A 9,914-nucleotide genomic window follows, 5' to 3' on the forward strand; every position below is an offset into this window, starting at 1 on the left:
ATGCGGCGCGGGCGCATGCCGGCGACTTGGCGGCCGCCAAAGCTGATCGAGCCTGAGCGCGGTTTCGCGAGGCCGAGAATGGAATTGATCGTCGTCGTCTTGCCCATGCCGTTGCGGCCCATGAGCGCCACGACCTCACCCGCCCTGACGTCGAGCGAGACGCCGAACAGCGCCTGCGATGCGCCGTAGAAGGTTTCGACGCCGTTGAGTTCCAGCAGGCTCACGCAGTTTCTCCGAGATAGGCCCGGCGCACTTCGGGATCGTTGCGGATCTCGTCCACCGTGCCGGTGGCGATGACGCGGCCATAGACGAGGACCGAGATACGGTCGGCAAGCGCGAAGACGGCATCCATGTCGTGTTCGACGAGCAGGATCGGCGCTTCGTGGCGCAGGCCGTCGAGGAATTTCGTCAACGCTTTCGATCCGTCTGGCCCCATGCCGGCCATCGGCTCGTCGAACAAAAAGGCCTTCGATCCAAGGGCCAACGCAATGGCGATTTCGAGTTGACGGCGTTCGCCATGCGACAGCTCAGCGGCTGGCACGTAGGCGCGCCCGGCAAGGCCGACGCGCTCCAGCATCGCCATCGCCGGTTCTGTCAGGCTCTTGTCGCTCATCACGGGGCGTAAGAAGCGGAAGCTCGTTCCCTGGCGTGCCTGCACCGCCAGCATCACATTGCGCAGCGCGGAAAACTCCTGCGCGAGTGATGAGATCTGGAAGCTGCGGCCGAGCCCAAGCCGCCCGCGGGCCGCCATGTCGAGCCCGGCCATATCCTGGCCGAGAAAGCGGATACTGCCGCTGTCTGGCCGGAGCGAGCCCGAGATCTGGTGGATCAGCGTGCTTTTACCGGCTCCATTGGGGCCGATCAGCGCGTGGATTTCGCCCGGCTTGAGATCGAGGCTGACGCCGTCGGTGGCCTTCAGCGCGCCGAAAGTCTTTTTGAGATCGCGTATTTCGAGGACCAGCTCAGCCATGACGCGCCTCTCCAGCCAAAAGGCCAAGCAGCCCGCCGCGCGCGAACAAAACGACGCCGAGCAGGATCAGGCCAAGGAAGAACTGCCAGCGTTCGGTGAAGCCGCCAAGCGCGAATTCGAACAGCACGTAAAGCATCGCGCCCGCAACCGGGCCGAACAGCCGACCCTTGCCGCCAAGGATGATGAGCACGATCAGCTCGCCCGACATGTGCCAGGACAGCATCGAGGGGCTGACGAAGCGGTTGAGATCGGCAAACAGCGCGCCGGCGAGGCCTGTGACCATGGCAGAGATGGCGAAGGCAACGAGCCTGATGTTGAAGGGTGCGATGCCGACGGCGGACAGCCTGGTCGCGTTCTGCCGTGCCGCCTGCAATGCGGCACCGAAGCGCGATCCGCGCAGCAGCCAGAACAGACCAAGTGCTGCCATCAGCACGACATAGCAGATCAGGAAATAGGTCAGGGACTGCGCCGTGTTCATACCGGGAAAGCCATTGCGGACATAGATCGACAGCCCGTCCTCGCCGCCATAGGCCGGCCAGGAGATGGCGAAGTAGTAGATCATCTGCGCGAAAGCGAGCGTGATCATGATGAAATAGACGCCCGTCGTGCGCAGGCTGATCGCGCCGATCGGCAAGGCGACAAGGCCGCAAACCAGGATAGCCACCGACCAGATGACCAGCATCGAGGTCGTGCCTTGCAGGCCAAACAACAGCGGTTCGGCGTTGAAGGCATGGGTCGCCAGGATGCCGGCGGCATAGCCGCCAAGGCCGAAGAAGGCGGCGTGGCCAAAGGATACCAGCCCGCCAAGACCAAGCGCGATGTTGAGCCCGACAGCAGCGAGCGCAAGGATCGTAATGCGCGTGGCAAGCGTGACGTAGAATTGCTCGCCCATTGCAGACGCACTGAACGGGATCGCTAGCAGCAGAAGTGCCAGCAGTATATTGATGATGGTTTCGCGGCTCATGGTGGCCCTTACGACTGCGCCGCAAACAGGCCGCTTGGCCTGAAAGCGAGGATCAGGGCCATGACTATGTAGATCAGCATGGAGGCGAGTGAGGCACCGATCAGCCCGGCCTGTGCCGTCGGCATCATCAACGCCAGCGCCTTGGGCAGGAGGAAGCGGCCCATCGTGTCGACGAGGCCGACGAGGATGGCACCGAACAGCGCACCCTTGATCGAGCCGATGCCGCCGATGACGATGACCACGAAGGCGAGGATGAGTGCTGGCTCGCCCATGCCGACCTGCACCGATTGCAGCGCACCGACCAGCGCGCCGGCAAGGCCGGCAAGGGCAGCACCTAGCGCGAAGACAACAGTGTAGAGCGTGCGGATGTCGACGCCGAGGGCTGCGATCATCTCGCGGTCGGATTCGCCGGCGCGGATGCGCATGCCGAGACGGGTGCGCGAGATCAGCAGATAGAGCCCCACAGCAACGGCGATGCCGACGCCGATAATGGCGAGGCGGTAGAGCTGGTACTGGCCACCGCCGGGCAGGGGCACCGCGCCTTGCAGCAGCGGTGGGATGTCGAGATAAAGCGGAAACGAGCCAGACAGCCAGCGCGTGCCTTCCGAAAAGATCAGGATCAGCGCAAACGTCGCCAGCACCTGGTCAAGATGGTCGCGCTCATAAAGCCTGCGGATGACAACGATCTCCATGACCGCACCGGCGGCTGCCGCAGCGATCAGGCTCGCCACCAGACCGATCCAGAACGAACCAGTGGCGGCGGCGACCGTGGCACAGGCAAAGGCGCCGACCATGTAGAGCGAGCCATGGGCGAGGTTGATCAGGCCCATGACTCCGAAGATCAGCGTCAGGCCGGCGGCCATGAGGAACAGCATCACTCCGAGCTGCAGCCCGTTGAGAAGTTGTTCGATCAGAAGGGCGATGGACAAATGAACGATCCGGACTGTGGTTCAAGGCGGGGAATGCCGAAGCAAGCCGCTGCAAGATACGGCGATGCGGCCTCGCCGCGGCCCCGGCCCCGTCGATGACGAGGCCGGCACTTTAGCAAAGCGGATGCAGCCTTGGGCTACATCTTGCACTGGTCGGCATAGGCGTCCTTGTGGTGTTCGAAGGCGGTGGCGATGATCTTGTTGGTCAAGACATCGCCTTCCTTTACCACCTCACGGACGTAGATGTTCTGGACCGGATGATTGTTGGTGTTGAAGGTGAACTCGCCGCGCACCGACTTGAAATCGGCTGCCTTGAGGGCCGCGCGGAACGCGTCCTTGTCCTTAACACTGGCCTTGGACAGCGCAGACAGGATCAGGTTCGCCGTATCCCAGCTCTGGGCGGCGTAGATTGAGGGCAGGCGATTGTATTCGGCCTTGAAGGCCTCGACGAACTGCTTGTTGGCTTCGTTGTCGAGGTCCCTGGACCAGCTCGCCGAGTTCTTGACGCCAAGGGCTGCGTCGCCAACCGCGGGCAAAATGTCCTGGTCGAAGGAGAAGCCAGGACCCATGACCGGGATGTTCACGCCCGACTGGGCGTACTGCTTCATGAAGGAAATGCCCATGCCGCCAGGCAGGAAGAAGAACACCGAGTCGGCACCGGAATCGCGGATCTGGGCGATCTCGGCGGCGTAGTCGGCCTGGCCGATCTGGGTGTAGGCCTCGCCTGCCAGCTCGCCCTTGTAGTAGCGCTTGAAGCCGGTCAGCGAATCCTTGCCAGCCGGGTAGTTGGGCGCGAGGATGAAGGTCTTCTTGTAGTCCTTGTTGGCGTACTGACCCATCGCCTCATGGAAATTGTCGTTCTGGTAGGCGACGTTGAAATAGTTCTTGTTGCACTTGGCGCCGGCAAGGGCCGACGGGCCGGCATTGGGCGACAAATAGATGACGTCCTGCGCCACCGCGTTGGGCACCACCGCCATCGCCAGGTTCGACCAGATGATACCGGTGAGCAGGTCGACCTTGTCGCTCTGGATCATCTTTTCGGCGAGCTGCACCGCGATCTCGGGCTTCTGGGCATCGTCTTCGATGACCAGTTCGACATCTTTGTTGCCGGACTGTTTCATCGCCAGCGTAAAGGCATCGCGCATGTCGACGCCGAGACCCGCACCGCCGCCCGAAAGCGTGGTGATGACGCCGATCTTGACGGGTTCGGCATAGGCAAGGCCAGATGTGGCCAGCGACAAAGCGAACATGCTGGATGCCAGGATATTCTTCATTTTTCTCTCCTTCCCAGTGTTTTCAATATAGATAAAATAGCTTTAGAGCCGGGTGCGAACTTTCCAGAGTTCAGTGAACAGTTCAACCTCCAGCATCTCTTCAGATACGAAGCGCCCGACGTGCCGCCGGTGCTGCGTTTCATGCCGATGATGCGTTCGACTGTGGTGACATGATTGAAGCGCCAGCGCCCGGCCATTGCCGATCGGCGCGGTGTGGTCACCCAGACCCTTTTCGACCAGACGTCGGTCAGTTCGACACCGGCATTAAGGTATTCGGGGTAGTCGAAGCCATCGAGCAGGAAGTTCGGCCACTGTTCCTCGGGCGGAAGGTTGTCGCGCGTGAACGTGTCGATATGCGCTGACGGTCCAAGCATTCTGCGGCTGTCCCCTAGATGCTCGTTGCCACGGTCTTGTCGCCGTGCGTGTGTTTGAATACGCAACTTGCGGGGAGGCTTTGCGCCGACGCCGGGCTGGTCATCCGGCATATGCGGCAGCACCCGGCGCGATCGAATATGCGACCGGCATTTGGCACAGCGAGACCTCCCACGCTCTCGACTGACGATTGAGAATTGCACCAGACCAAATTTATTTCAAGCCTAAAGTTTTTAGCCATGCCCGAGCGTTGGTGCACAAATGCGGCATGTTCGGCATCTTCGGCAAGCTCTTTGGAAAACACCGTTTTTCGCCGAACGTCTCGCCGTCGAAAACCTGGGAAGGCCTGATCGGCACGCCCTTCTCGCCGCTGCAGGCGGCGGCCGTGGCCTTCGTCGCCTGCTCGATGGGATTTCTTGGCGGGTTGGTCGCCTCGGCCATCAAGCGCGACCAGGGCGTCAAGGACTGGGGCCATCTGATCGAAGGCCATGGCGGCATGATGGACCGCACCGACAAGCCTGGTCTTCGCCGCGCCTGTCTTCTTTCACATTGTGCGCTATTTCTGGACGGTCTGAGCCGGCGGCGTCTTGCCCGCCGCGATCAGACCCGGATCAGCATGGTGACGACCAGAAACCACGCTATTTGGCGCGTTTCCTGACATACAGTTCCAGCTTGTGGCGGACGATTTCGAAGCCAAGCTCCGACGCTATCTCGGCCTGCAGTTTCTCGATTTTGTCGGAACGGAACTCGATCACCTGACCGGTGTCGAGGTCGATGAGATGGTCGTGATGTTCACGGTCCGCGTTTTCGAACCGGGCGCGGCCCTCGTCGAAGGCATGACGCTGGATGGCGCCTTTCTCCTCCAGGAGCCGCAACGTCCGGTAGACGGTCGACAAGGAAATGCTGCCGTCGATCTGGTGGGCACGAGAATACAATTCGTTCGCGTCCGGATGGTCGTGCGCATCCGCCAGCAGCCGCAAGATCACCTTGCGTTGTTCGGTCATCCGGACACCGGCGGCTTTCAAATTGCTCCGGAATCGCTCGAAAAGGTCGTTATCCGCTTTCATCCGCCATACTTAGCCGCGTTGCCACGCGACTGCAATTAGCTACTTGCAAATCAGTTGCAACTGCAATATTAGATGCAAATCAAACGCATTAGCATGACGTGAGCAGCGCATGGGCGACGATCAACTCCAGTCGAAAGGCATCCGATGACTGTTTCTGCTTCCCCAACCCGCAGGACGATGCTGCGGGCGCTTGGCGGCCTTGTGGCCATCGGTTTTGCGACGATGGCGAGCCTCGTTCCGGTCATGGCACAGGAGACCCAGCCTGCGGCAGGGAAGGTTCTGCGCGTCGTGACGACGTTCACGATCATCCAGGATATCGCGCAAAACGTAGCCGGGACCGCGGCAATCGTAGAGTCGGTGACCAAGCCCGGCGCCGAAATCCACGACTATCAGCCGACGCCGCTCGACGTGGTGAAGGCGCAATCGGCCGACCTCGTGCTCTGGAACGGCATGAACCTCGAACGCTGGTTCGAGAAATTCTTCGACAACGTGAAGAACGTGCCGAGCGCCGTCGTCACGGACGGTGTCGAGCCGATGGGGATCAAGGAGGGGCCCTACGAAGGCAAGCCCAATCCGCATGCGTGGATGTCGCCGAAGAACGCCCTCATCTATGTCGAGAACATCCGCAAGGCGCTGTCCAAGGCGGATCCGGCAAACGCCCAGGTCTATGCCGCCAACGCCGCCGCCTATTCGGAAAAGATCAAGGCAATCGACGAGCCCATGCGCAAGCGCCTGTCGGCGATCCCCACGGACCAACGCTGGCTGGTTACAAGCGAAGGCGCTTTCAGCTACCTGGCACGCGACTTCGATCTGCGCGAAGCCTATCTGTGGCCGATCAACGCCGACCAGCAAGGCACTCCGCAACAGGCGCGCAAGCTCATCGACCTGGTGCGCGAGAACAAGATTCCGGTGGTGTTCAGCGAAAGCACCATTTCGGACAAGGCGGCCAAGCAAGTCGCGCGCGAAACCGGAGCCACCTATGGAGGCGTTCTCTACGTCGATTCGCTGAGCGAGGAAGACGGCCCGGTTCCGACCTATCTGAAGCTTCTCGAAACCACCGTCGAGACTATCGTCCAGGGGTTCGGCGGGTGACCGGGGTTCGCACCGCGCTCGCTCCGGACAGCGTCCAGGGCAGCCATGATCGAACATCGACCGGTAGCGGCCGGGTCGTTGCCTCCATCGACGTGGACGACGTCACCGTCAGCTATTCAAGCGGGGTCACGGCCGTACACTCCGCCTCTTTCAGGCTCGGCGCCTCCACCATCTGCGCGCTGGTCGGCGTCAACGGCTCCGGCAAATCGACGCTGTTCAAGGCGCTGATGGGCTTCCTGACGCCGTCGACCGGAACAGTGCTTATCGCCGGATTGCCGGTCCACGCAGCGCTGAAGCGCGGCCTGGTAGCGTATGTGCCGCAGAGCGAGGATGTCGACTGGAACTTTCCGGTGCTGGTGGAAGATGTCGTCATGATGGGCCGCTATGGCCACATGAATTTTCTGCGTATCCCACGCAGAGCCGATCGCATGGCGGTCGACGCGGCGCTGGAACGGGTCGGCATGACCGATTTTCGCAAGCGCCAGATCGGCGAACTGAGCGGCGGCCAGAAGAAGCGCGTGTTCCTGGCGCGCGCTCTGGCGCAGGGCGGCGAGATCATCCTGCTCGACGAGCCGTTCACCGGCGTCGACGTGCAGACCGAAGCAGCGATCATCGATCTCCTTCGGTCGATGCGCGACGACGGCAAGCTGATGTTGGTGTCGACGCACAATCTCGGCAGCATCGTCAATTTCTGCGACCATGTCGTCATCTTCAACAAGACGGTGCTGGCCTTCGGACCGACAGAGACAACGTTTACGCAAGCCAATCTTGCGAAAGCTTTTGGCGGCGTGCTGAGGCATCTACGCCTCGGCGGCGCCGATCTTCACGACGACCCCGACGCTCGCCACCTGACCGTGCTGACCGATGACGAGCGCCCTCTGGTGCTTTACGGCGAGCGCGATCAAGAGAAGATGATGAAGCCCGACAGCGGATCGCCAGCCCCGTGATTGACATCCTGCTGGAACCCTTCACCTACAACTACATGGCCAAGGCCATCTGGGTCAGCGCCCTGGTCGGCATGGTCTGCGCGTTCCTGTCCTGCTATCTCATACTCAAGGGCTGGGCCCTGATGGGCGACGCGCTTGCCCACTCGGTGGTGCCGGGCGTTGCGGCCGCCTACATGCTGGCCCTTCCCTATGCCGCCGGCGCATTCGCCTCCGGCCTCATCGCCGCACTCGGCATCACCTTGGTGCGGCGCGTGACGCAACTTCGCGAGGACGCCGTGATCGGCCTTGTCTTTACAACGCTGTTCGCTGGCGGGCTGCTGATTGCGTCGATCAGTCCGACCTCCGTAAACATCCAGTCCATCGTACTCGGCAACATCCTCGCAATCTCCGACGAGGATGTAACCCAGGTCATCCTCATCGCAGCGGTTTCGCTGGCTGTATTGGGGCTTCGATGGAAGGATATGATGCTGGTGTTCTTCGATGAGAACCATGCGCGCGGCGTCGGCCTGAATCCGTGGCGGTTGCGGGTCCTGTTCTTCGTGCTGCTCAGCGCCTGCATCGTCGCCGCGCTCCAGACCGTCGGCGCGATCCTCGTGATCGCGATGGTGGTAACGCCTGGTGCCACCGCCTATCTGCTTACCGATCGGTTCGGCGTCATGATCCTGCTCGCGATGGCGATCGGCGCGGCGACGAGCGCGGTCGGCGCCTATCTCAGCTTCTTTCTCGATGGCGCGACTGGCGGACTGATCGTGGTGCTGCAGACCGTGGTCTTTCTGACTGCCTTCGTCTTCGCACCCAAACATGGCCGTCTCGCCGCGCGCCGGGCGGCACGTGCCGCATCCCAGGTCGCGTCATGATGACAATCTGGTCCTGGATCGCCGAACCGCTCAGCCATGAGTTCATGCGTCGCGGTCTCACCGTCGCCATTCTGGTCGGCGCCATCTGCGCGGTGTTGTCCTGCTATCTCGTCCTGAAGGGCTGGTCGCTGATGGGCGACGCCGTTTCGCATGCCGTGCTTCCGGGTATTGTGCTCGCCTATATCGCCGGGATCCCGCTTGCCTTCGGCGCATTCGTGGCAGGGCTTGGCTGCGCTTTGGCGACGGGCTACCTCAAGCAGCACAGCCGGATCAAGGAGGACGCAGTCATGGGCATCGTCTTCTCAGGCATGTTCGCGTTTGGCCTGGTTCTGTTCGTCAAGGTCGAGACCGACCAGCATCTCAATCATATCCTGTTCGGCAACATGCTCGGCGTCCAGTGGCGCGACGTGATCGAGGCGGCGATCATCGTCGTGCCGGCGATCCTCATCGTTCTGGCAAAACGCAAGGATCTGCTGCTCTATTGTTTCGATCCGGCCCATGCGCGCGCGATCGGCCTGCCCGTCAATCTGCTGCATTTCGGGCTCTTGACGCTGCTCGCGTTGACCATCGTGGCCTCGCTGAAGGCTGTCGGGATCATCCTTGTCATCGCCATGCTGATCGCGCCGGGAGCGATCGGTTTTCTTTTGACGAAGAGCTTTGAGCGGATGCTCGCCATTGCTGCCGCGGCCGCCATCGGGTCGAGCGTCGTGGGAACGATCCTCAGCTATCACATCGACGCAGCCACGGGTCCGACCATCGTCGTGGTTCAGGCCGGCGTTTTTTTGCTTGCCCTGTTCCAGTCGAAGCGCCCAAAGCAACAGGTGCAACTGGGCATTTCGGGAGAGTAATCGCGACCCTGACCGAGGCCACGCTTAAAGCCGGTTGCGGATCAGCATGGTGACGACGAAGAACGCGCCGACCGAGCTGGTGATGATGCCGATCGGCAGTTCCTGCGGCGGCAGCAGCGTTCGGGCCAGAAGGTCGCTGGCCAGCAACAGCACCGCGCCGAACACGGCGCAGCTGGCAACCAGGCGCAGGTGCAAGGGGCCCGCCAGCGGCCGCGACAGATGCGGGATCATCAGCCCGACGAAGCCGATGACGCCGGCGACCGAGACCAGGATCGCCGTCGAGAAGGCGGCGACGAGAAAGGTCATCCTTCGCATCCGCGCCACCGGCACGCCCAGGCTTTCGGCGGCGTTTTCGCCGGCCAGGAAAGCATCGAGCCGGCGGTGGTTCCACAGCGCGTAAGCCAGGATAGTGCCCGCACCCAAGGCGCCGAGCCAGATATTGTCCCAGCGCGCCAGGCCGAGCCCACCCATGGTCCAGAACAGCACGGAGTGCGCGGCGCGCTGGTCGCCGGCAAAGACAAGATAATTGGTCAAGGCGGTGAACATGAAGGACACGGCAAGGCCGGCAAGGATCAGCCGCTCCGGGCCTTGCCG

General features: G+C 62.0%; 11 protein-coding genes and 3 pseudogenes. 5 read left to right on the top strand and 9 right to left on the bottom strand.

Translation table 11 applies throughout. The annotated features are described in order from the left end of the window. The 7 genes and pseudogenes from EN893_RS07460 to EN893_RS38600 all read right to left on the bottom strand — a co-directional run. Positions 1-224: ATP-binding cassette domain-containing protein (locus EN893_RS07460; RefSeq protein ID WP_128361465.1), on the bottom strand; the 224-nt coding region annotated here is incomplete at its 3' end. Next, complete coding sequence (locus EN893_RS07465; RefSeq protein WP_127271621.1) at positions 221-970, bottom strand: ABC transporter ATP-binding protein; 750 nt, start codon at positions 968-970, stop codon at positions 221-223. The genes EN893_RS07460 and EN893_RS07465, both read right to left, overlap by 4 nt. Then, positions 963-1,934, bottom strand: a complete 972-nt coding sequence (locus EN893_RS07470) for a branched-chain amino acid ABC transporter permease (RefSeq protein ID WP_127271623.1) — start codon at positions 1,932-1,934, stop codon at positions 963-965. Before EN893_RS07470 ends, EN893_RS07465 begins: the two co-directional genes overlap by 8 nt. A gap of 8 nt (positions 1,935-1,942) precedes the next feature. Continuing rightward, positions 1,943-2,863, bottom strand: a complete 921-nt coding sequence (locus EN893_RS07475) for a branched-chain amino acid ABC transporter permease (protein WP_127270515.1) — start codon at positions 2,861-2,863, stop codon at positions 1,943-1,945. Positions 2,864-3,000: 137 nt separating this feature from the next. After that, a complete protein-coding gene (locus EN893_RS07480) occupies positions 3,001-4,137 on the bottom strand; it encodes an ABC transporter substrate-binding protein (protein WP_127270513.1) in 1,137 nt (378 codons plus the stop codon). 42 nt (positions 4,138-4,179) lie between these two features. Next, a pseudogene (locus EN893_RS07485) lies at positions 4,180-4,325 on the bottom strand (tryptophan 2,3-dioxygenase family protein); the annotation flags it as partial. Position 4,326: 1 nt separating this feature from the next. Continuing rightward, positions 4,327-4,511 (bottom strand): annotated as a pseudogene (locus tag EN893_RS38600) (2-aminobenzoate-CoA ligase); the annotation flags it as partial. 275 nt (positions 4,512-4,786) lie between these two features. Between EN893_RS38600 and EN893_RS07495 the strand changes: the two are divergent. Continuing rightward, a pseudogene (locus tag EN893_RS07495) lies at positions 4,787-5,084 on the top strand (phosphatidate cytidylyltransferase); the annotation flags it as partial. A 63-nt stretch (positions 5,085-5,147) separates the two neighbouring features. Here EN893_RS07495 and EN893_RS07500 read toward each other — a convergent pair. Further along, positions 5,148-5,576 (bottom strand): Fur family transcriptional regulator, encoded by a 429-nt coding sequence (locus tag EN893_RS07500; protein WP_023813521.1) that lies wholly within the window; start codon positions 5,574-5,576, stop codon positions 5,148-5,150. Between the two features lie 222 nt (positions 5,577-5,798). On the opposite strand from EN893_RS07500, the gene EN893_RS07505 reads away from it, so the two are divergent. From EN893_RS07505 to EN893_RS07520, 4 genes are all read left to right on the top strand, one after another. Continuing rightward, complete coding sequence (locus EN893_RS07505) at positions 5,799-6,668, top strand: metal ABC transporter substrate-binding protein (RefSeq protein WP_127267059.1); 870 nt, start codon at positions 5,799-5,801, stop codon at positions 6,666-6,668. 86 nt (positions 6,669-6,754) lie between these two features. Next, entirely contained in the window at positions 6,755-7,615 is an 861-nt protein-coding gene (locus tag EN893_RS07510; RefSeq protein WP_206517197.1) for a manganese/iron ABC transporter ATP-binding protein, read from the top strand. Further along, positions 7,612-8,472: a metal ABC transporter permease gene (locus tag EN893_RS07515; protein ID WP_127267054.1), complete on the top strand. Its 861-nt coding sequence runs from the start codon at positions 7,612-7,614 to the stop codon at positions 8,470-8,472. The genes EN893_RS07510 and EN893_RS07515 overlap by 4 nt, the downstream gene beginning before the upstream one ends. Further along, positions 8,469-9,320: a metal ABC transporter permease gene (locus EN893_RS07520; protein WP_127267055.1), complete on the top strand. Its 852-nt coding sequence runs from the start codon at positions 8,469-8,471 to the stop codon at positions 9,318-9,320. Before EN893_RS07515 ends, EN893_RS07520 begins: the two co-directional genes overlap by 4 nt. A 24-nt stretch (positions 9,321-9,344) precedes the next feature. On the opposite strand, the gene EN893_RS07525 is transcribed toward EN893_RS07520, so the two are convergent. Then, the coding region (locus tag EN893_RS07525; RefSeq protein WP_164900753.1) for an iron ABC transporter permease at positions 9,345-9,914 on the bottom strand (570 nt) is incomplete at its 5' end.

The sequence above is a fragment of the Mesorhizobium sp. M7A.F.Ca.CA.004.04.2.1 genome (genome assembly GCF_004022825.1).
Classification (GTDB): Bacteria; Pseudomonadota; Alphaproteobacteria; order Rhizobiales; family Rhizobiaceae; genus Mesorhizobium.